The organism is Bergeyella anatis (assembly GCF_036016955.1).
Taxonomy (GTDB): Bacteria; Bacteroidota; Bacteroidia; order Flavobacteriales; family Weeksellaceae; genus JAYWXI01.
In genome coordinates this window covers 1-22196 of sequence record NZ_JAYWXI010000012.1, presented here as the reverse complement: position 1 = coordinate 22196, position 22196 = coordinate 1, and the positions used below count along the sequence as shown (strand labels likewise).

Below are 22196 nucleotides of genomic sequence, written 5' to 3'. Positions count from 1 at the left end.
GATGGAAACGAAAACCTCATACATTCCTTACAAAGTAAAAGACCTTTCCCTCGCCGAATGGGGGAGAAAAGAAATTGAACTGGCCGAAGCCGAAATGCCCGGTCTAATGGCCATCCGTGAAGAATACGGCCCTCAACAACCCCTGAAAGGGGCAAGAATTGCAGGCTGCCTTCACATGACCATCCAAACGGCCGTACTTATCGAAACGCTTGTCGCCTTAGGCGCGGAAGTCACTTGGTCGTCCTGCAACATCTTTTCCACCCAGGATCACGCGGCCGCAGCCATTGCAGCAGCAGGCATCCCCGTGTACGCATGGAAAGGAATGAACGAAGAAGAATTCGACTGGTGCATCGAACAAACCCTGTTTTTCGGTGAAGACCGCCAACCCCTCAATATGATTTTGGATGACGGCGGTGATTTGACCAATATGGTGCTCGACAAATACCCCGAACTGACCAAAAACATCAAAGGACTCTCCGAAGAAACCACCACCGGCGTACACCGCCTCTACGAAAGAATGGCCAACGGCACTTTGGTTATGCCTGCCATTAACGTCAACGATTCGGTAACCAAGTCCAAATTCGACAATAAATACGGCTGTAGAGAGTCGGCCGTGGACGCCATCCGAAGAGCCACCGACGTTATGCTCGCCGGAAAACGCGTTGTCGTTTGCGGCTACGGCGATGTAGGCAAAGGAACCGCTGCCTCTTTCCGCGGAGCAGGATCCATCGTAACCGTTACGGAAATCGACCCGATTTGTGCACTGCAAGCCGCCATGGAAGGTTACGAAGTAAAAAAATTAGATTCCGTCATCGAGAAAGCAGACATCGTAATTACCACCACCGGAAACTTCGGTATCGTTCAGGACAAGCATTTCAAAAAGATGAAGGACAAAACCATCGTCTGCAACATCGGGCACTTCGACAACGAAATCGACATGGCATGGTTGAACAAAAACTACGGCCACACCAAAACCACCGTAAAACCCCAAGTCGACATTTACAACATCGAAGGAAATGACATCATTATTTTGGCCGAAGGCCGTTTGGTGAATTTGGGTTGTGCAACCGGCCACCCCAGTTTTGTGATGAGTAATTCTTTCAGCAACCAAACCCTCGCTCAAATCGAGTTGTGGACCAATGCTGAGGCCTACGAGAACAAAGTCTATATGCTTCCCAAGCATTTGGATGAGAAAGTAGCCGCCCTTCACCTTAAAAAAATCGGAGTGGAACTGGAAACCCTATCCCCCGAACAAGCCCAATACATCGGCGTGAAAGTGGAAGGCCCTTACAAACCCGATTACTACCGCTATTAATTTCTGCTGTTGAATTCGTTAAGATAAAAAGCCCCGCCGCATCTAAAGATGCGGCGGGGCTTGGCATTTATTAGCCCTTTATTTTTGAGAAATTATCAAAGTGGCTTTACACAGGCCGTAAATTCACTACTCCTCCCACTCCTCAAAATGATTTCACCCTCCGACTCCTTCGCTAAAATTCTCCAGGCAGAGCCTTAATAAAAACTTCCCTCTGTTGTTCAGCAACAACGTAAAACCTTCTCTCAACAAAAAAGCCATCCTCTCTAAAAACAAATAAAAAACGCCACCTCTCGAAAAGAAGTGGCGTTACAATTATTTCCAGTCCAAATTAATAGGAAGCCTGCTTCAGCCGTTCCACCGTTTCCAAAAGTTCCGGGTCTTCCGGAGAAATTGCGTAATATTTCGCAATATTTCCCGTCTGATCCACCACCACGAAACGCGGCACCCAATTCAACTCCATATAATTATTAAACTTATTCTTCCATCCCTCATCAAACCAATAGTTCTCAAACTGCTTAATATTATATTTTTCCAATCCCCGCTTCCATTGCGCATCCGAACGATCCAACGAAAAATAAACAAAATCCACTTCCGGATGAGCTTTCTTCAACTCGTCCGTCTTCGGCAACGCCAAAATACAGTCCTTGCACCAACTCGCCCAAAAATCAATAATCAAAATTTTGCCTTCGTGCTTCTTCAACACCTCCGAAATCGGCACCTTACGCCCATCCAACGAAACCACCTTCTGACCCAAAACCTCCGCCGTAAATTTGGACTTCACCTCCTCAGGCGGCTTTTGAGCAAAACCAAACCCCATCCCCAACAAACCAATCAACGAAAAAAAATGTTTTAATTTCATGTCTAAAAAAATATTAGATTCAACAAATAAAATGCTGTTCCCAAATAAAGAACAGCAAAAGACTTGCAAATAGTATGCAAAAGAGGATTGCCCTAACGTTTTTCTTCCAAAAGCATAATCCCAAAAGGCGTATCCAGCACCACTTTTCCGTCGGTTACCACCGTCGTTTTGCCACTATAAGCCTCCCGAAGTCTGGTGCCCTCAGGAAAAAAGCCGCCCAAAGCCACCGTTTTCGGCCCCGGCCCCAAATCCAAACCTACAACCACCTTATCCTTCCCATAATGACGGCTGAACCAATACGGCGAATCCGAAATCTTACGATGAACACCCGCTCCCACCGAAGGATGCGCCGCCCTGAAACGCCCTAATTTCTGCCAATGAAGCAACAAATCCCGTGTTTCCGCACAATCTTCCAAGTCCTCCCAGTTCATCATGCTCCGCAAATTAGCATCGCCTTCCGCTCCCGAAACCGTCAGCGTACGCCCCGTTTCGTCCCCGTAATAAATTTGGGAAATCCCAGGAGCAAGAAGCAGTTTCACCGCCGTTTCATAAGAACGCTTACGGTCTTTATCAAATGGAGAACCATCGTCATGAGACGTCGCATAATTCATCACGCTAAGCCCTCGAAGTTCGCCATGAAGAACCTCCGAATAACGACTGAACAAAGCCTCGTAGGTCCCGTTGGCATCCCCCTTAAAATCAAAATTAATGAGCGAACCAAAACCATTCTGAAAATAATTCACCTTCCGGTCCCCAAAATCATAAAGCTGCTTCTGAGAAAGCCCGTAACCGTAAACTTCGCCCACGGTGAAAAACGGAGCCCCGTCCAAAACCTTCGACGGATTATTCCTCTTATACTCATCAAACGCATCCTGACACACCTTCTGAAAAACCTTCCATACATCCTCATTGGTATGCTTCACCGTATCAACCCGATACCCGTCAATCCCAAACTCGGTGATGTAATCCGCCAGCCATTTCATAATATAATATTTCGGTGCTCTAGGAAAGCCCGTCTTAGCAAAAAAAGCATCCAAAGACCGCATCTCGGCCTCGTAACGCCCCTCCCGCTTCCATTTTTCCACCAATTGTGACGGAAGCTCCACCGGTGCATCGCTCTCCGTTAAAACATCCGGAAGGTTCGCCACCAACGTGCAGGCCGTCGTATTATCATACCCGTCGTAAGTACACTGAGGCGAGGTCCTAACCCAAGAAGCCGGAAAAACCGGATCTTCGGGCGTTACCGGCCCCGTATGATTAATCACCGCATCCAAAACCACACGAATCCCCCGTGCATGAGCCTTTTCCACCAACTCCTTCAACTCCGCTTTCGTTCCGAAGTTAGGATCCAAAGCCGTCCAATCTTTCGCCCAATACCCATGAAAACCATACGTATTGCCCGTCCCTTCATTGGTCGCCCCATGAATCTGCTCCACCAAAGGCGTCATCCATATCGCATTGACCCCCAAATCCGTAAAATACCCTTCCTCTATCTTTTGGATCACCCCTCGAAGATCGCCGCCCTCAAACCCCCGCAACACCCCCGTTTCCGCCGTACGTCCGAAGTTTAAATCATTGGTCGGATCCCCGTTTTTAAAACGATCCGTCAGCAAAAAATACAAATTGGCTCCCTCCCAAACAAAAGGTTCCGGTGCCTGCGCCTTCCGCACCGTGCCGCAAGAAGCCAACAACCCAACGGAAGCCATCCACAAAATCTTCTTCATATCAAAAAAATAAAATTGACGATAAAGATAAGAATTTGAAAAGACAAGCCCCCCATGCCTGATAAAAAACAGCCCTCCCCTTAGAAGCTTTAACACTTTTTAACAAAAATAATTATCTTTGCCCCACGTTATACGTTTTCAATCCTAACACCCGAAATTCATGAGCATCATCGCTAGACAAGGCTTCAAATACTCTTTAATCAGTTACTTCGGTTTTCTGATCGGAACTTTCGCCTCTATCTTCCTCTTTCCCAGAGACATGAATTTCTACGGAAAACTGCGCTTTATTCTTCCCACCGCCGAAATGCTCCTGCCCATAGTGGTTTTCGGCCTCTCCTTTTCCAACGTAAAATTTTTCGCCATAGCACAAAAGAACGGTAAACACCAAAACCTCCTAACCCTCTCGCTGGTCGGAATCGGAATAAACTTCACGCTTTTCTGTGCTGGATTTTGGGGCTTTTTTCACCTCTTCCCCGATTTTCAAAAATTAGAAATGTGGAAAATGAAAAACCTCATCCTCCCCCTGATTCTGCTGCTCGCCCTCTCCGCCGTCCTGAACAAGTACATCAGCAATTACAAACGCATCGCCATCCCCAACATCTTCGAAAACCTTTTTCCCAAATTAGCCAATATCGGCGCTTTTTGCCTCTTCTTTTTCGCCGGCTTATCGGAAACTGGCGCCATGGCCTTTTTCTTCGGGATGTTCATCCTCTCCCTTACAGGCTATTTTACTTACGCCAATCGCCTGGAAAAAATAACCCCCGATTTCGGAACCGGGTTCATCCGAAACAATCGGCTATGGGTTTCGATTCTCAGTTACAGCTTTTTCGGATTTCTGGGAAACATCGGCAATTACATCGCCTTTCGGGTAGACAACTACATGATCGGAGAATTCTTAACTTTTGAAGACAACGGCATCTACAGCATCATGCTATCGGTCATCTCCTTCGTTACCATCCCGCAAATGGGACTCTTCAACATCTCAGCCCCCCTCATCAACAAAGCCATCGAAGAAAATAATTTTGAAGAGCTCAACCGCTTCCACAAAAAAACATCTTTAGCCCTATTCTTTTTAGGTGCCGTGGTTTTCTCATGCATTTTGGTCGGCTTTCCCTACCTTACATTCTACATGAAAAACGGAGAACAACTCCGCCTTGCACAACCCGTTATTTGGATTTTGGGATTCACCATGCTCTTCGACTTAGCCACCGGCTTCAACGGGCATATCATCTCCCTTTCTAGATACTACCGCTTCACCATTCCCATTATGCTCTTTCTGGCCATCACCACCATCCTCCTAAACCACCTCTTTATCACCCAAACCCATTGGGGCATCGTCGGAATCGCCTTGGCAACCGCCATCTCCCTAACGCTATTTAACCTGATTAAAATAGGATTCAATTACCTGAAATTTAAAGTTTATCCGCTGTCCATCGAAATGGTCTACATCACCATTCTCTGTACTCTCGGCATCACTTTAGCCATTCTACTGCCCAGTTTCGAAACGCCTTTTCTCAATATGATCTATAAACCCCTCGTAGTCTTAGGCATTCTGCTGATCGGCAATCACTTTATGAAAATCTATCCCCTGGGACACTTTTTAAACAAAGATTTCATGAAAGGATTATTAAAAAAATAACCGACTTACCCTTCAAGCATTTCGTTTAAACTTCTTTCAAAAGCCCGAGAAACATTCGCTTTGGAGTAGGTTTCAAAATCCGCCTCCGTCCGATGAGCCAATGCTCTTAACTGCGCCTCCAACCGATCGGACTCCTCCTCCGTAAAAGGCAAAAGACCAGCATACCCCTTGGGAAAAACAACCGGCTTGGCAAAACCAATGGCATCGCCCAAATTCCCCGTCATTTTCGTCGTACCATAGACTTCTCTGCAACCGAAAAAAGAAGTTTCGATACGCAAAGGACACCACAAAACATGCGCCCGCTTCATCCATTCGTTAAACCGGTCCTGAGGAACTTTTTCCGTAAAATAAACCAACGAAACTCCCAGCGGTTTAGTCCGTTCAAAAGCCTTTACCCTCTCCAGTTCTGCCCCTTCGCATTTCCCCAAAAAAACCACCCTAATCGGAGTCGTAAACGTCTCAAGCGTCTTTAAAATATGAGCATAATCCCGACGTTTTTGAGAAACCGCCCCCGGAACCACCACCGTAAGTTCCGCCTCCCGAGAGCCTTCTCCATACGCATTGAAAAACAAAGGAAGCACCTTCGATTTCCCGTCCCAAATCGTTGCCAATGCTCCCGACAACCCGTTATCCAATACCAATCGGTAATCCGCCAGACGGTAAACGGAAGGAGCCGCCATTAACCCTTCTCTAAAAAGCAATTTCAAACGGTAAACCCAATCTCCTTCCATCACAGCCCGCAGCAATTGCCACCGCGACAATCCGCTAAAATTAACGTTATGAACCACCACGGCCGTCTTATACCGATCCGCCACCCGTCGGAACACCCGAAAATAACGATGCACGGTTCCTATCACTACCAAATCGTAAGACTTCCCGGTCATGGCTTCCAGCAACGCAGAGGCCTCCGCAACGCAAATCTGTCCCGAAGAAAGCCCACCGGCATCCAAACGTCCCATGATTTTCTCCGAGAAATAGTAATCCACCCGACAAAAGTCAAGACCTTCGGCCAAAGCCATAAACCGTGAGGCTATCTCCGCGTGCGTATCCAACTCGATATAGGCAATGTGTTTCAATGTCAAAAATCCAATGTTTTTCTGGTTGATTATTATTTTTTCTCGTAATGGCGAAATAGGCCAAAGTCCGTAGGCGTCCATAAAGCCGCCTTCTGCCCCGCTGCTTTCAGCGCATTATTAGCCCAAGTATTACAAGTATGCAAAAAACTATACGAGCCTTTCGCTTCATAAAACGCATCATTATCCCCATAAACCGCCTCGGTCTTTATCGGAATATACCGCTGATCCCTTTTCTCCATCGAACCGTCGATAAACTCTATCAACTGGCGGTACTGCCGCTCGGTCATGGTAAAAGCCCTTACATCCTCTCCTTCTTGCACCGATTTATAATACGTGGCATGCACCGCCGCATCTCCCAGCCAAAACGCCGCCTTTAACGCCGTGGAAGGCTTCAATTCCGCCCATGTCGGCGTATCCAAATAAAACCCTTTATCCCCCCAGCCTATCGCAATATAACGGTAATCTGATGCTCCAGACCGAAGATTCTCGTAAGGAAAACGCTCACTCCAGTCCACCTGTTCGGACACCACAGGCATCACGATATCCGTATGAACCCCATTGGTCATAATAAACCCCTTGACGACTTTAGGCTCAGGCGTAGCTTCTGCCTGAACCGGCAAAAAAGGAACAAAATACCCCAAAAAAACATAAAGCAAAACCAACCCTAACAAACCGCCAATACCCTTTATCACAATAAAAAAAAGACGCCGCATAATTTTAAAATCTCTAATTTTCAATGCGAATATAAGGTTTTTTCACCTTCCCACACGTTGTCATCTTCTTTCCGCCCTCCGTTTGTTTGGTAAAAAATCCTTAATTTTGCCCTTTGGAAACCAATTTATGGAAACAATTACAGTTCACGACAAAACCTTTGTCCCTTATCTTAAAAACGAAGAGTTGCAACAGATCGTCAAAGATCTCGCCCTAAAAGTGTATGAAGATTATAAAGACGAAACCCCCGTATTCATAGGGGTACTGAACGGGGTTATCATGTTTTTCTCCGATTTTCTGAAACATTATCCGGGCCCCTGCGAAATCGCCTTCATCCAAATGAGCTCTTACGCCGGCACCCAATCTACAGGAATCGTCTACAAAAAAATGGACCTAACCAAAGAAGTCGAAGGAAGACCCATCATCCTGATGGAAGACATTGTCGACACAGGCAACACCATCGAGAGTCTGTACAACTACTTCGAAAGCACCCAACGTCCAAAATCGCTAAGGGTAGCCACCCTATTACTCAAACCGGAGGTTTATAAAAAAGATTTCAAAATCCACTACGTGGCCAAAGAAATCCCCAATAAGTTCGTCCTAGGCTACGGGCTTGATTATGACGAACTCGGACGAAACCTACCGGATTTATACCAGCTTTCGGAAGGCAGAATCAATCATTAATTTTTTCAAAATAAACCTAATCTGATGATCAATATCGTATTATTTGGGCCTCCGGGAAGCGGAAAGGGCACTCAGGCTCAAAATCTTATCGAAAAATTTAACCTCAAACAAATTTCGACCGGAGATTTGTTCCGCCATAACATCAAAAACGAAACCGAGCTAGGCACCCTTGCCAAGTCTTACATGGATAAAGGTGAATTGGTTCCCGACCAAGTGACCATCGACATGCTGGTGGACGAACTGAAAAAACCAACCCAAGCTGCCGGATTCATTTTTGACGGATTCCCGAGAACCGCTAAACAGACCGAAGCTTTGGAAACGATTGTCCAAGACGTTCTCGGCGATAAGATTGACCTCTGCCTTGCCCTTGTGGTGGAAGACGAAACCCTCGTCGGAAGGCTTCTGAAAAGAGGCGAAACCAGTGGAAGAAGCGATGACGCCGATGAAGGCATCATCCGAAACCGCATCAAGGAATACTACGCCAAAACAGCCGAAGTAGCCGAACTCTACAAGCAACAAGGCAAATATGTGGAAGTCAACGGTGTAGGGGAAATTTCCGAAATTTCCGAGAAACTATACGCCGAAATCGAAAAAATAAAATAATACAATTGCCCCAAAAGTGATGGATACCCCCGATCCCCAAAAGGATCCGTATTCATCACTTTTTCTTAACTCCGAGCCTGTCTATACTATGTCAAACTTTGTCGATTACGTAAAAATACATTGCAAATCCGGCCACGGTGGAGCCGGATCCGCCCACTTGCGAAGGGAAAAATACATTCCTAAAGGAGGCCCCGACGGCGGCGACGGCGGACGTGGTGGACACATCATCATGAAAGGCAATGCCCACGAGTGGACTCTGCTTCCCTTACGCTACACCCGACACGTAAAGGCTGAGCGTGGCGAAAACGGCGGAAAAAACCAACTGACCGGCGCCGATGGAAAAGACGTCTACATTGAAGTTCCCATCGGAACAATTGCCAAAAACGAAGACGGCGAAATTATCGGCGAAATTTTGGAAGACGGACAGGAGATCATCTTAATGAAAGGAGGAAAAGGCGGCTTGGGCAACGAACATTTCAAATCGTCCACCAGCCAGACTCCCCGCTACGCTCAACCCGGGCTTCCCGGCGAAGAAGGTTATATTGTTTTTGAATTGAAAGTGCTGGCCGATGTGGGACTGGTCGGATTTCCCAATGCCGGAAAATCAACACTTTTATCGGCGGTATCGGCCGCAAAGCCTAAGATTGCCGATTATGCTTTTACCACCCTAACCCCTAACTTAGGCATCGTAAATTACCGAAATTACAGGTCGTTCGTAATGGCCGACATTCCCGGTATCATCGAAGGCGCAGCCGAAGGAAAAGGCTTAGGCCATCGTTTCCTAAGACACATCGAACGAAATTCTATTCTTTTATTCCTTATCCCGTCCGATTCGGAAGATCATTTTCAGGAGTTTAAAATTCTTGAAAACGAACTCAAAGAATACAACCCCGAACTGCTCGACAAAGATTTCATCGTATCCGTATCGAAAGCCGATTTGCTCGACGACGAACTAAAACGAGAAATCGCCGCCGAATTCCCAGAAAACCGACAGCCACTGTTTTTCTCGGGCGTTACCGGCGAAGGGCTAACCGAACTTAAAGACGCCATTTGGAAACAATTGCACGGCCCATCGGAACATCCAAACGGTTAATTTATTTTAACCTACCTTTGCAAAAGTAAAATTCCTCTTTTATCGGAGGAACTTTTTTATCATTAACCAAACCTCATTCATTTGAATTTCTCAGAACTAAACCTGATTGAGCCCATACAAAAGGCTCTACAAGAAGAAGGATATACTAATCCTACCCCCATTCAACAACAATCCATCCCGGAAATCCTTCGCGGGAAAGACCTTTTGGGAACCGCCCAAACAGGAACGGGAAAAACCGCAGCCTTTGCCATTCCCATCCTGCAAAACCTCCACAAAAAAGCCAACCGTAATTCGCACATCAAAGCGTTAATTCTAACACCGACAAGAGAACTCGCCATCCAAATTGACGAGAGCTTCAAGGCTTACGGAAGGCACCTTCCGCTGAAAACCCTCGTGATTTTCGGAGGCGTGAAGCAAGGCGCACAGGAAAATGCCCTGAAAAAAGGAACCGACATTCTCATCGCAACGCCCGGAAGACTCCTGGACTTCATCGGGCAAGGCCTCATCTCGCTTAAACATTTGGAAATCTTCGTTTTGGATGAAGCCGACCGCATGCTCGACATGGGGTTTGTACACGATGTCAAAAGAGTGGTAAAATTACTCCCAACCCAAAGGCAAACGTTGTTCTTCTCGGCCACCTTCCCCGAAGAAATAAAAAATTTGGCCGATGCCATGCTAACGCAGCCGGTTCGGGTTTCCGTCACCCCCGTTTCTTCAACAGCGGACACCATACAACAAACCGTGTATTTCGTAGAAAAAGAGAACAAACTAGACCTATTGACCCATATTCTTAAAAACCATATCACCGAATCGGTCTTGGTTTTTTCCAGAACCAAACACGGAGCCGACAAAATTGCAAAAAAACTGCAAAAAAGCGGTATTTCCACCGAAGCCATTCATGGCAATAAATCCCAAAATCAAAGGCAAAGCGCCCTTAACAATTTCAAATCGGGAAAAACAAGAGTTCTCATCGCCACAGACATTGCCGCAAGAGGCATTGACATCGACGAATTGAAACACGTTATCAACTACGAGCTTTCCGACGTCTCCGAAACCTACGTCCACCGCATCGGACGAACCGGAAGAGCGGGTAACGAAGGGCAATCCATCTCTTTTGTTGACGGTTTGGATTTAGCCAACCTTCGCAACACCGAGAAATTAATCGGCAAAAAAATCCCCGTGGTGAAAGACCACCCTTACCACACGGACAACCTCATCGAACAAAAAAGGGACAGCAATAACCGACCCGTAAGAGCCCAACCCAAAACGGAAAACCGCTTTAAAAGGAACGTAAAAAAAACGGGATCGGCCAGAAGGCCTTCGTAATCTCCTCATACCCAAGGACGGCTCTTCGAAAAGGCCGTCCTTTTTAATATGAAAATTAATTGCTAAATTGTCGGTCAAAAATTAAAACCGAATGAAACACTACACCAAACTGGTATGGGCACTCTCGCTTGCCTCCACCGTTTACCTCTCCGCGCAAAGCCAGCAGCAAACCGTGGAAGCCATCGTAAACGAAACTTACACCAACTCCCAACTCGAAAAATTAGCCTATGAGCTTTTGGATGGCATCGGCCCCCGCTTGGTAGGCAGTCCTAAAATGCAACAGTCCCATGACTGGGCTGTGAAAACCTTTAAAAATTGGGGCATTGAGGCCAAAAACGAACAATGGGGCGAATGGAAATCGTGGGAAAGAGGGCTTTCTTCTGTCGATATGGAGTACCCTTACGTCAAATCCTTGGAAGCCCGCCAACTGGCCTTCTCGCCGTCTACCCCTGCCAATGGAATTTCCGCCGAGGTCATCATGCTCCCACTCTTTTCAAGCAAGGCGGATTTTGAAAAGTGGCTTCCAAACGTAAAAGGAAAATTCGTAATGGTTTCCCAATACCAACCCAGCGGAAGAACCGAATACAACTGGAAAGAACACGCCAGCCCAGAAACCTTCGAGAAATACAAAAAAGAAACCGATGAAGCCAACAAAGCCTGGAGTAAATCCATGGAAATATTGGGTTTCAACCGCCACACATTAAACAAGCCCTTTGAAGACGCTGGTGCCGTCGGTATTTTGTGGAGCAATTGGTCACGCGGCTTCGGCGTAAACAAAGTCTTTTCAGCCGGAACAAAAAAAATACCCGCCGTCGATTTATCGTTGGAAGACTACGGCCAACTCTACCGTATGCTCAGTAACGGCGTAAAACCCCGATTAAGAATTAAAGCCCAATCCAAAGACTTGGGAATGGCCCCCACATTTAACACCGTTGCGGAAATCAAAGGAAGCGAAAAGCCCGACGAATACGTGATTCTATCGGCTCACTTGGATTCTTGGGATGGAGCGACCGGCGCCACCGACAACGGCACGGGAGTTATTACCATGATGGAAGTGGCCCGAATCCTGAAAAAACTTTACCCTAATCCCAAAAGAACCATCATCGTAGGCCTTTGGGGAAGTGAGGAGCAAGGCTTAAACGGAAGCCGTGGATACGTTTCCGCTCATAAGGATCAAATGCATAAAATTCAGGCCGTGTTCAATCAGGATAACGGAACCGGAAGAATACAATACATCAACGGACAAGGCTTTCTCCATTCCTATGATTACCTTCAACGCTGGTTGAATGCCGCTCCAAAAAAACTGACGAAAGACCTCAAAACCACGTTCCCCGGCTTTCCGGGAGGAGGAAGCAGCGACCACGCCTCCTTTGTGGCAGCCGGTGTTCCTGCCTTTATGCTCATTTCATCGGATTGGTCTTACGGCGCCTACACTTGGCATACCAACCGCGACACTTACGACAAAATCGTCTTTGACGAACTAAAAAACAACGTTGCGCTTATCGCCATTATGACCTACATGGCAAGCGAAGACCCCGAAAAGGCTTCCGCCGAGCGGATAAAAATGCCCATCGATCCTCAAACCGGCACCACCGCCAAGTGGCCAGAAGTAAAAGAACCCACCCGCAAAGGCGGACTTTAAAAACAAAAAGAGTTGTCTTAGGACAACTCTTTTTATATTAAGCTTTTTCCTATGGCTGAGCAAATGACCCCAATCGTTCGGCAGGTCTCCCACCTCTGCTCCCCTTCTATCTGCCATTATTCGTTCTTTTTCATTTTTAGATAAATAACGAATTTCCGAAAACATCCACTATAAACTCACGTTATAGTGGATTTAAAACTTTTATGATACCGATATGGATTTAATGCAAGAAACTATTTAAAGTAAAGCTTCCTTCATCCGAAACTCTATTTTTAGCAGCAACGAGTTGTTTTAAATGTATTTTGGAGAAACCCTACTGACATTTTTTACAATTATTAGGATTAATTGCAATGCGATTAATAAATTTCATTTTCTTTTTTAATTTCCAAAAACCAACCTTTTAACAAAAAAAACACATTAATTATTCAATAAAAATATTTACCACCATTAAATAATTCATTTTTTTTATTACATTAGCCAACAATTCACATTAAACACCCATTATGAAAAAACTTTTACCATACTTACCTTTATTATGCGGGGTTTCATATAATGCGAAGGGGCAGTCGGTCTCATTGTACTTTCAATATGACGCTTCTGGAAATCAAATCTATAGAGGGTTAGACAAAAGCTACACCTCTACTTCAAAGGAAGGCAACGCACATCCTATCGTTATTTTATCCGACGAATCCGATAGATTTTGGAATGAGATCAAAGTGCATCCTGTGCCTGTAAAAGATTTACTCACCATTTCTTGGACAGAAGAAATAGATGAAATGATCGAATCCGTGAGTTTGTACGCACACAACACCCTTTACGAGCCTATCCATCGCAAAAATAGTCCTAATATCAATCGGCAAATACAGGTCGATATGAGCGCTTATTATATGGGCGTTTACCTATTGAGTTTTCAGCTTAAAGATGGAACGGTGCATACCAAAAATATCATAAAACAATAGCCATGAAAAGGATTTCTACTCTCTTTTTGCTTCTTTTGTTTTCTTTTCATTTTGCACAAAATAACTTTCACGACACCCAAGGTCATATTGAGGTTAACGGCAACGGCCAATTGCAATTTACACTTCCCATAGCCCTTCCTCCTGCGGTAAAAAGCGTGGCGCCACAAGTGAATCTAATTTATACCAGCGGTAGCGGAAATGGTATTGCGGGGTATGGATGGAATCTTTCGGCAGTAACCTCCATATCGAGAATGGGCAGGACCATCGAAAAAGACGGTGAAGTCAAAGGAATTCAGTTAGATTACTCCGATTATTACAGTTTTAATGGGCAGCGGCTCATCTTAAAGTCCGGGGAATACGGTAAAAACGGAGCAGAATATATCACCGAAAAATTTTCCAATGTCAAAGTAAAATCCGTGGGAACGTTATCGGATACGGAATGGCAAGGCCCCGAATATTGGGAAGTAACCTTTGAAGATGGTTCGCAGGCTTGGTATGGCGCCACCCAATCAGGGATGAGTCCGGCAAGAACCCCGAACGACTATAATATCGTAAAATGGAAAGACGCCCAAGGCAACGCTATCACCTATGAGTATCTTCAAACCGATCATGTGGCCCGAATAAACACTATCCGCTGGGGTGGCAATGAGCGTCTTGGAAAACCTCATTTTAACACGATAAATTTCACCTATGGCAATAGAGAAATAAGGGAAACCTCTTACCTCAGAGGGCAAGAATATATTCAAAATTATGTTTTGAATGCCGTACAGGTAATGAGCAATGGGGCCCCGTTTAAAAAGTATGTCTTACATAATCAATCTGTTGAGGGGTATCCAAGGGTAGAAAAAATCACGGAATACAACGCTCAAAACGAAGCCGCAAATCCTATTGCTTTCACTTATCAAACAGATCCGACCTACTCGGATAAAAACACCATAACGCAAGGCGTGAAAGACACTCATACAAAAAAGTATGGCGATTTTGATTTCGACGGTATCACCGATTTTTTAGAAATTGAAACGAATGGAAATTTACATTTTAAAAAATCGGTCTATAAAGAAGGGGAATCCGAATCACTCAGCTATAATAAAGGCGAGTTCTCGGCAAGTGATTTTAGGCAATCCGCTGTTATTACATTCAAAAAAGATAATATCGTAAGTCCATCGGCCGGCATCGTCATTCCTGTCAGAAAATACAAGAATGAAAGTTTTGACGCATATGATTATGAGTTTAGAATATATGCGGTTAATCTAACAAACAAAACCTTAGATTTTCAGTATTCCAAAACGCTGAAATACGAGGATTTTAAAACCGATTCCGAACCGGTTTCCGATGACTTGGGATGCTCCATCGCCCCATCGTCATTGGTATCATTATCGGCCTATGACTACGACGGCGACGGAATTTCCGAAATCTTAACAGAGTTTAGCTACTCTCGCGAATGCCTCAGAAGAATCGATCCCATCGAACCGATGCCTTACGATGTCGCAAAGAATGCGCCGGAAGATGCTGCCGAAGAGCACCTCGACTATTATGGAGGCAAAGTTCCTGTTTTACTGCCGGACAATACGGAATACTACGATGATAGAAATGAAGTATCAGGCACAACGGTAAATTTAAGAATACGCCCCCCTAATGAATTGCAGCCGATACCGGAATTTATACGATCCACTATTTTTTTTGACCTTAAACAGGAGGTTCCTTACGAGCAAAGTTTTTATAAGTTTAATGTTGAATATTCGGAATCTTACATCCATAGAAAACCCTTTGAAATGGCCGACTTCAACGGGGATGGCATTGACGAGCTTTACATCATGGAAAACAAAGCCATTCGGAATGTTTTTACCATTAAGAAAGACCGCCATGGAAAATATTACCCGTCTGTCGTAATGGAAAATCAGCCCTTAAAAGGATTGGAAACCCATGCCATCATGGCTGACTTTAATGGCGATGGCCGAATGGATTTGGCGATTCCCCAAGCCCAAAAGTCGTTTCATTGGAAGTTTTATTTTGCGACGGACGTCGGGTTCAAAGAGTACGATTACACCAACTTCATCTATTTTTCATCTGCGCAAGAACTTTCAAATACGGGAAGCCATAGGAACTTTATGTTTGAAAAGTATTGCCATTACGGTACAACAACCTATTATCGTTATGATGCGGTAGATTTGGATAAAGATGGCAAGGCCGAAATAACCGTTTCAAAAGTAGAAGTTGTGGATCACGGATGGAATGCGCATAATGACAGAGAAAACACAAAGGTCTATTTCAGTGTCTATTCGGTAAGTAAGCCGGGGCATATTCCCGTTGTAGGCCACACCGCTTCTCCATTGAAATATGGATTGACGCTGTCAAAAGGGTTCTACTTCGGGGGCAAAGTCATTTACTTCAGTCCGTTGTTTATCAACAAAACCAACCAGCAGATTATTTTGGTTGGCCGCCCCAACGACTGTCCCACAAGTGGATGCGACAGAATCAATGTCATACATCTTGATTACAAAGATTTACCCGCCAAAACAAGATTGGCGGCCATAGATCAGGGAAAAGTAAGAACTTTGGTGTCGTATGCCGAGCTGCTGCCATCGGGAAACACTTATCAGCCTCTGCCAGCCATGGCTTATCCTTATTTGGCATTGCATAAGGTGAATCAGAGTTATGTCGTAAGCCGGCTCAGCCAAGAAGGACGCTTTCAGGACTTCCGTTACAGAGGACTTACCACACACCTGCAGGGGAAAGGAATGCTCGGTTTCAGACAAATGGCGCGCTCTTCTTGGTATGCTTATGGTTTCGTAGACACCAAAGTTTGGGCAGGAACCGAAACGGATCCTTTAAAAGAAGGGGTTCCGATAAAAGAATGGAGCATCAAAACCAACGAGGAAGATCAAATTTTCCCTTCGGATATTTCCTTGAACAACCATCAGCTATTATCCGTAAAACTTACAGACTATAAAACCGACTATTGGGTAAATGGCCTCAAGAAAACCGCGCTTTTACCCGAAGAGAAATCCGTAGCCGTTACGGCCATGGTACCGACCTCTACCACAAGTAAGGATTTTATGACGGACATGACCACCGTAGAAAGCGTGGAATACAATTCTTTTTACCTTCCTGTAAAAACCACCTCCAACCTCAATAATAACTTCGCTGTATCCACCACGCAAATGGATTACTACCCGCCTAACCTTGAAGGGCTCGGAAGTCAATATAGCGTAGGCCGCCCAAGACAAAAAATAGAATTGAGGCAAGCCTATGGGGATAGCAAGGGAGCCAAAGAAGAATACACCTATGAAAACAACCAACTGAAAACCTTAACCTCTTGGAATAATGACAATACCGGTTGGGTTCGTGAGACCTATGCTTATGATGACTTTGGGAATATCATCAAAAAAGAGATTACCAATAGTTTAGACGAGCAGAAAAAATCTTCCTTGGCCCAGTACGAAGACAAAGGGCGCTTTGTGGTCAAAAAAAATGAAATTGCCGGCGACCTCAATCTTGAAACGCATATTTCTTACAACGACTGGGGGCAGGTGCTTACGCAACAAGACCCATTAGGCGGGATCCTCACCAATACCTATGACGCATGGGGGAAAATACAGACCTCTAATACTAATTTATCCGGAACGACAACGTACCAATACCAAAAACTATCCAATGGTGATGCCGTGATAACGCAGATTTCCCCGGACGGCAGCCAAAGCAGCGTAACAAGGGATAAGTGGGGCCGGGAATACCTATCCACCACCAAAGGGTTCGACTCCGGAACGTTCGTCTCTAAAATGGTGCAATATGACATTTTGGGAAGAAAAACAGCCGAAAGCGAACCCTATATCACGGGGCAGATGCCTACGCAGTGGAACCGCATTCAGTATGATGACTATTCCCGCCCGATAAAGGCGACGGCTTTCACGGGTAAAGTGGTGGAAACCACCTATGAAGGGCGGACCACCACCGTTAGGGAAACGAATGCCGACCACCGTTTCCGAAAACAAACGACGGACGCATTGGGCAATGTCATCACTTCGGAAGACAAAGGCGGCGTTATTCATTTTAAATACAACGCCGCCAGCCAAAACACAGAAGCCCGATACGATACCAATGTCGTAACAACGAAATACGATAATTGGGGAAGAAAAGCAGAATTTCACGATCCGTCGAACGGCACTTACCGCTATGAATATCGGGATGGCTTTGGAAAAATCACTAAAGCGATTTCCCCGAAAGGTTATAAAGAATACCAATACAATGCTGCGGGGCAACTGGTAACCCAAAGAGAACAATCCAATGAGGGCGGTAGCACCCAAAAAACGATTACCTATGCATACAATGCCCAAGGCCTTCTCCTGAGCAAGTCCGGAACAGCGAATGGGGAGATGATGAGCAGCCAGTCTGCCTACGACCAGTACGGCAGGTTGCTGTCCACCACGGAACAGAGTTTCGGAAAGACTTACGGCACCTACGATATTGTTTATGACGATAAAAACAGAATAACCTCTTATCGGAAGCGTATGGTTTCCAATGGAACCGTTACGCAGGTCCATATTGAGAACCTCTACCATCCTTGGAACGGCACGCTCTATCGACTGAAGGATAAAGATACCGACAAAACTTTATGGCAGCTGAATGCCACCAATGCCAAAGGCCAAATAACGAATGCCCGGTTAGGAGCCGTAACCGTAGACAACATTTATGATCAAAACGGCTTTTTATCCAGCATCAATCATAGTACCCCGCAACGCACTATTTTGCAGGTGGGTTATCGTTTTAATGCCATTAAAAACGAACTGAACAGCAGGGTTACAGGAGGAGATTTCAACATTATAGAGCAGTTTGCATACGATGATTTTAACCGATTGGTCAATTGGACGGATCCCGTAACGGGAGCCTTTTCGCAAGGCCAGAACAGGAACGTGTATGACCGCAAAGGGCGGATTGTGGAGAATGATGCTTTGGGGGTAGTGAAATTTGAAGACGCCGATAAAATTTATCAGATGACCCGTGCCGAACTCAGCCCACAGGGCGAGCGGAATTTAAGCCACAACCTCGTACAGGTCATACAATACAATGAAAATAATGACCCCACAGCCATAGAAGGCACAAAAGGAGACTATCTCTTCTCCTACGGTTTATCTTCCATGAGACAAAGAATGGAATATGGCGGTAAATTTATAGCTCAAAGAAAAAAAGAAGTTCCTATTACCCCGCCGACGGACTTAGATCCCGGCGAGCCCATTCTTGTTAACCCCTATTTTCCTTCGCCTCCGACAGACTTAACAGGAGATGTGGTAAGTAGCAGGTTTACCAAATATTACAGCGAAGACGGGGCTTTTGAGGTGATCAGAAATAACGGCACCGGACAAGAAAAGCACCTCATTTACATTGACGGTACGCCATACGAAAGCCACATTATTTTCGTTAAAGACTATAACGAGAGCAGCGGTTCTTACAAATTTTTGCACAAAGATTATTTGGGAAGCATTTTAGCCATTTCCGACGAAGCCGGCAATAAAATAGAACAACGCCACTACGACGCTTGGGGGAATCTCACGCATTTGCAATTTGGAAATGGCGAGATCATCACCAACAAAGAGCGAATCGCCGACAGCCCAATGCTGATAGACCGTGGCTACACCTCTCACGAACACCTGTTGGATGTAGGGCTTATCCACATGAACGGAAGGTTGTACGACCCATTGCTAAGGAGATTCTTAAATGCCGATGAAAACATACAAGACGCCTTTAACACCCAAAACTACAATAAATACGGGTATGTCCTAAACAACCCGCTGATGTACAATGACCCAAGCGGGGAGTTTATAGGGATTGTATTTGGAGCGATAAAAATAATATCTACTATAATCACAGCAATACAGGTGGTAAAGTCTGTGGATGCTTTGGTTACAGGTAGAATCGATGCTTTGCAATTTACTAAAGGGATTTTTTTTATGGTTGTCTCCAAAGTTGTATCTGCGGGCGTGGGAGATCTATTTAAAGCCGGAGGAGACGTCGCAAAGGCATTAGGAGATTATACCTTTTTAGCTCAAGCCGGTGTACATGCCGCTTCTCAATCATTATTATCTACTATGCAAGGGGGTAATTTTGGAAATACTTTTTGGAAAGGTTTTGGAACGAATCTGACACTCCACGGACTTGGGATGCTGACTTCTTCTAAAAAAGAAACAGAAGGAGGAAATGCGCCCCATAGCGAGAGCAAAGATGCGGAAATAGCACCAACATCTGAAGAAGGATTGAGAGAAATACTTATCCCTGAAGTGGTCCTTCCCAAACAGGAAGGCTACTGGGGGAGCAAGATCTATAGCCATGTAAATAATGCCATAGCCGATTTTAATGTATATCAAAGCAGAATGCGTTTGGCGAATGCAATACAGCACTCCAACGCCGCCCAAAGCGTAGGCCGTTTTGAACAATTTTTGTTTGATGAGGCCCCGGGGTGGTTTTTGGGTGGCTTGCCTATAGGTAGAGTAGGTAGAATCGCCGCTAAGACGAGTACATCAGTAATTAAAGGGGTTACACAGCACGCCACTAATCAAGCAGTAACAAGAGGGTTTAAAACCGCCAACATTTTAAAGATTGTTAGAGAAGGTACACCGATTCAGGCGGCGGGTCGGTATGGAACACAAACTCGTTATACATTAGGAGGAAATACAGTAGTTGTGAATGCACAAGGTAAGGTAGTTACTGTTTTTAGTAATGCACAAGGTACGGCAAAAGGCTTAGGCAAAGGACATTTCATCCCCTTCGAGTAATTACATTATGAAAAAGATAATAGAAGACATAAATCGTGTTTTGGCAGATTGGAATCCTATTGGAGTACCTGAAGACATTGCCATAGATGAATATAAAGGATACATTCCTTTGATACTTGAATCTATTAAAAGCCAAGAACAGCTTGTGAAATGCTTGGAGGATATTTTAATCCAAAAATTGGAACTTGATTATACCCCTTTTAATAAAGAGCATTCAGAAGATTTACAGCAAGCGTGTGATAAACTAATCCAAGTATATCAAAAGACAAAAGCCCCCGAATAAGGCTTTAGCAGAATAACATCAAACATCAGACTTGAAACTTGGCGTTTTTTTCACATCAAAGAAATTTTGCTTGCTTTGATAAAGTGATCAACGGTAATAAGCAGGTGTTCCTTTCTACACCTCTCCAACGCCGCCCAAAGCGTAGGCCGTTTTGAACAATTTTTGTTTGATGAGGCCCCGGGGTGGTTTTTAGGTGGCTTGCCTATAGGAAGTGTAGGTAGAGTAGGTAGAATCGCCGCCAAGACGGGACTTACAAATCCACAGTTAGTTCAAAAGTCTGCAACATTAGCTGAAAGAGCAATTGGAGGTACAGGAGGCGTTGCGGGTACTGCAAAACATCAATACGCTAATAAACTTTTAAATCGCTATCAAAAAATATATGGAGATAGAGGTTTACTTCCCAATCATTCATTTAATAATGGAGTTGGGAATAGGGGATTTTTAGATGTTTTGGATAATACAAATGGAATTATTTATGAGTTTAAATTTGGTAATGCTGTTATGAGTCCTGCCCAATTCAACAAATACACAAGGAATTTTGGATTACCAATTCAAATAATTAGACCTTAAAAAAATGGCATTCGAAAAAGAAATAAAAAAAAGAATTACTGAGGAATGGTTAAGTTCCGTTCCTCAACTTTCGGCATTTGCACAGAATAAGCTTTACAGAATAGTTGGTTGTTCCATCATTGGAGTAGAATTGATTAAACTACCACATTCAGAAGAGTATCGACCACATTTTGTATGCTATCCATTATGGAAAGATGATGTAAAAAAATGCTTGGATGCTCCTTTCATTTATTTTGCACTAAAAAGTAATAAGGGATTACAATTTGATATACCTTACTTGAAGCATAGTGCCTATTTTAATGAAGCTATTGAGTGCTTAAAAAAACAAGTACCAATTTTATTTATTGAAAATGTGCCGTTGAAATCTTTGTTTGATTTAGTAGATAGTCGTTTTAATGATATTTTGATTAAATCAAATTCTGCACAACAGGCGAAACTATTTGAGTTAAAATTTTATTCAGCTCTATACACAGGAAATCAATCGCAGGTTCAAGGTGTTTTAAATCAAGTTCAACAGGCGAGCAAAAGTTGGAATATGCAGATGTTTGAAATGTGGTATGGAAAATTTGATTTGTGGTTACAAGTATTACAAGGAAAAGCAAGTAACCGAGAAGATTTTTTAAAGCAGATAGAAGTAAACAAGCAAGACAAAAAAATATCGCAGTTGAAGGGTTCAGAACTTTCAGCATAACACAAAGCCACCGTGTAGGTGGCTTTGTTATTTTACATCAGAAAACGCACCACTAAGAGCATCCTTTAATTTTTTCTTACCCGCAAACACATCCATTTTTGGAATTTAAGACCATTTTAATCAAGCAAACATGACCATTATATATTAGATTCAACTTATAAAAGTAACTTTCCGTTGTTATTAATAGTTTTCAAATATACTTGTTTTGGACTTAAAAATCCAAATCTTTTGCGTGGTCTTGTATTCAAAATTTC

16 protein-coding genes are annotated in these 22196 nt (G+C 44.3%); 12 read left to right on the top strand and 4 right to left on the bottom strand.

The window, feature by feature from the left end; all coding sequences use genetic code 11:
- Position 1: 1 nt before the first annotated feature.
- A complete protein-coding gene (gene ahcY, locus VQ048_RS09345) occupies positions 2–1315 on the top strand; it encodes an adenosylhomocysteinase (protein WP_327611432.1) in 1314 nt (437 codons plus the stop codon).
- Between the two features lie 328 nt (positions 1316–1643).
- Here the strand turns inward: ahcY and VQ048_RS09340 are convergent, their stop codons facing one another.
- Both VQ048_RS09340 and VQ048_RS09335 read right to left on the bottom strand, forming a co-directional pair.
- Complete coding sequence (locus VQ048_RS09340; protein WP_327611431.1) at positions 1644–2174, bottom strand: TlpA family protein disulfide reductase; 531 nt, start codon at positions 2172–2174, stop codon at positions 1644–1646.
- Positions 2175–2266: 92 nt separating this feature from the next.
- A complete protein-coding gene (locus tag VQ048_RS09335) occupies positions 2267–3898 on the bottom strand; it encodes an alpha-amylase family glycosyl hydrolase (protein WP_327611430.1) in 1632 nt (543 codons plus the stop codon).
- Positions 3899–4058: 160 nt separating this feature from the next.
- On the opposite strand from VQ048_RS09335, the gene VQ048_RS09330 reads away from it, so the two are divergent.
- The gene (locus VQ048_RS09330; RefSeq protein WP_327611429.1) at positions 4059–5537 is read left to right on the top strand and encodes a lipopolysaccharide biosynthesis protein; all 1479 of its coding nucleotides are present in this window, start codon (positions 4059–4061) and stop codon (positions 5535–5537) included.
- Positions 5538–5542: 5 nt separating this feature from the next.
- Here the strand turns inward: VQ048_RS09330 and VQ048_RS09325 are convergent, their stop codons facing one another.
- Together VQ048_RS09325 and VQ048_RS09320 are read right to left on the bottom strand one after the other, a co-directional pair.
- The gene (locus VQ048_RS09325; protein ID WP_327611428.1) at positions 5543–6619 is read right to left on the bottom strand and encodes a hypothetical protein; all 1077 of its coding nucleotides are present in this window, start codon (positions 6617–6619) and stop codon (positions 5543–5545) included.
- A gap of 26 nt (positions 6620–6645) precedes the next feature.
- Positions 6646–7326: a TIGR02117 family protein gene (locus VQ048_RS09320; RefSeq protein ID WP_327611427.1), complete on the bottom strand. Its 681-nt coding sequence runs from the start codon at positions 7324–7326 to the stop codon at positions 6646–6648.
- Positions 7327–7453: 127 nt separating this feature from the next.
- On the opposite strand from VQ048_RS09320, the gene VQ048_RS09315 reads away from it, so the two are divergent.
- The 10 genes from VQ048_RS09315 to VQ048_RS09270 all read left to right on the top strand — a co-directional run bounded on the left by VQ048_RS09315 (position 7454) and on the right by VQ048_RS09270 (position 21942).
- Positions 7454–8008 (top strand): phosphoribosyltransferase, encoded by a 555-nt coding sequence (locus tag VQ048_RS09315; protein ID WP_327611426.1) that lies wholly within the window; start codon positions 7454–7456, stop codon positions 8006–8008.
- A gap of 24 nt (positions 8009–8032) precedes the next feature.
- A complete protein-coding gene (locus tag VQ048_RS09310; protein WP_327611425.1) occupies positions 8033–8611 on the top strand; it encodes an adenylate kinase in 579 nt (192 codons plus the stop codon).
- Positions 8612–8699: 88 nt separating this feature from the next.
- Complete coding sequence (obgE, locus tag VQ048_RS09305; RefSeq protein WP_327611424.1) at positions 8700–9704, top strand: GTPase ObgE; 1005 nt, start codon at positions 8700–8702, stop codon at positions 9702–9704.
- Between the two features lie 81 nt (positions 9705–9785).
- Complete coding sequence (locus VQ048_RS09300; protein ID WP_327611423.1) at positions 9786–11030, top strand: DEAD/DEAH box helicase; 1245 nt, start codon at positions 9786–9788, stop codon at positions 11028–11030.
- A gap of 91 nt (positions 11031–11121) precedes the next feature.
- Positions 11122–12672, top strand: coding sequence for a M20/M25/M40 family metallo-hydrolase (locus VQ048_RS09295; RefSeq protein WP_327611422.1), 1551 nt, complete (start codon positions 11122–11124; stop codon positions 12670–12672).
- Between the two features lie 575 nt (positions 12673–13247).
- Positions 13248–13631, top strand: a complete 384-nt coding sequence (locus VQ048_RS09290; RefSeq protein ID WP_327611421.1) for a T9SS type A sorting domain-containing protein — start codon at positions 13248–13250, stop codon at positions 13629–13631.
- Between the two features lie 2 nt (positions 13632–13633).
- A complete protein-coding gene (locus tag VQ048_RS09285) occupies positions 13634–20398 on the top strand; it encodes an RHS repeat-associated core domain-containing protein (protein ID WP_327611420.1) in 6765 nt (2254 codons plus the stop codon).
- A gap of 7 nt (positions 20399–20405) precedes the next feature.
- Positions 20406–20681 carry a hypothetical protein gene (locus VQ048_RS09280; RefSeq protein WP_327611419.1) on the top strand — a complete coding sequence of 92 codons (276 nt, stop codon included), beginning with the start codon at positions 20406–20408 and terminating at the stop codon, positions 20679–20681.
- 162 nt (positions 20682–20843) lie between these two features.
- The gene (locus VQ048_RS09275) at positions 20844–21251 is read left to right on the top strand and encodes a hypothetical protein (RefSeq protein WP_327611418.1); all 408 of its coding nucleotides are present in this window, start codon (positions 20844–20846) and stop codon (positions 21249–21251) included.
- Between the two features lie 4 nt (positions 21252–21255).
- Positions 21256–21942 carry a hypothetical protein gene (locus VQ048_RS09270; protein WP_327611417.1) on the top strand — a complete coding sequence of 229 codons (687 nt, stop codon included), beginning with the start codon at positions 21256–21258 and terminating at the stop codon, positions 21940–21942.
- Positions 21943–22196 lie beyond the last annotated feature (254 nt).

Excerpts from the sequence above, each read along its gene's own strand:
- ahcY (WP_327611432.1), top strand. The coding sequence starts at position 2 with ATGGAAACGAAAACCTCATACATTCCTTACAAAGTAAAAGACCTTTCC.
- VQ048_RS09340 (WP_327611431.1), bottom strand. The coding sequence starts at position 2,174 with ATGAAATTAAAACATTTTTTTTCGTTGATTGGTTTGTTGGGGATGGGG.
- VQ048_RS09335 (WP_327611430.1), bottom strand. The coding sequence starts at position 3,898 with ATGAAGAAGATTTTGTGGATGGCTTCCGTTGGGTTGTTGGCTTCTTGC.
- VQ048_RS09330 (WP_327611429.1), top strand. The coding sequence starts at position 4,059 with ATGAGCATCATCGCTAGACAAGGCTTCAAATACTCTTTAATCAGTTAC.
- VQ048_RS09320 (WP_327611427.1), bottom strand. The coding sequence starts at position 7,326 with ATGCGGCGTCTTTTTTTTATTGTGATAAAGGGTATTGGCGGTTTGTTA.
- VQ048_RS09315 (WP_327611426.1), top strand. The coding sequence starts at position 7,454 with ATGGAAACAATTACAGTTCACGACAAAACCTTTGTCCCTTATCTTAAA.
- VQ048_RS09310 (WP_327611425.1), top strand. The coding sequence starts at position 8,033 with ATGATCAATATCGTATTATTTGGGCCTCCGGGAAGCGGAAAGGGCACT.
- obgE (WP_327611424.1), top strand. The coding sequence starts at position 8,700 with ATGTCAAACTTTGTCGATTACGTAAAAATACATTGCAAATCCGGCCAC.
- VQ048_RS09295 (WP_327611422.1), top strand. The coding sequence starts at position 11,122 with ATGAAACACTACACCAAACTGGTATGGGCACTCTCGCTTGCCTCCACC.
- VQ048_RS09285 (WP_327611420.1), top strand. The coding sequence starts at position 13,634 with ATGAAAAGGATTTCTACTCTCTTTTTGCTTCTTTTGTTTTCTTTTCAT.
- VQ048_RS09280 (WP_327611419.1), top strand. The coding sequence starts at position 20,406 with ATGAAAAAGATAATAGAAGACATAAATCGTGTTTTGGCAGATTGGAAT.
- VQ048_RS09270 (WP_327611417.1), top strand. The coding sequence starts at position 21,256 with ATGGCATTCGAAAAAGAAATAAAAAAAAGAATTACTGAGGAATGGTTA.